The organism is Photorhabdus sp. RM71S, assembly GCF_042879355.1.
GTDB classification, from domain to species: domain Bacteria; phylum Pseudomonadota; class Gammaproteobacteria; order Enterobacterales; family Enterobacteriaceae; genus Photorhabdus; species Photorhabdus kayaii.
The window spans coordinates 1-223 of record NZ_JBHFKV010000336.1 but is presented as its reverse complement, the minus strand read 5'-3'; the positions used below and the strand labels follow the sequence as shown (position 1 = coordinate 223).

Genomic DNA, 223 nt, shown 5'->3' with positions numbered 1-223 from the left:
ATAAATTGGCCAGTATCGGGCTAATCACACCGCCTTGCGGTGTCCCTTTCTCACGGAATAACATCTCACTATGGCATTTCATCGGGGCCGTTAGCCAGCGTTCGATGTACAGGCAGAGCCACGGGCTATTTGTGTGTTTCCTCACGGCTTTCATGAGTAAATCATGAGGAATATTGTCAAACAACCCCTTGATATCGAACTCCAATACCCAATCTTGCTGCCA

At 48.0% G+C, this 223-nt stretch carries 1 protein-coding gene; it reads right to left on the bottom strand.

The annotated features are described in order from the left end of the window. The coding region (locus ACGF5R_RS25120) for a reverse transcriptase domain-containing protein (protein ID WP_387693387.1) at positions 1–223 on the bottom strand (223 nt) is incomplete at both ends.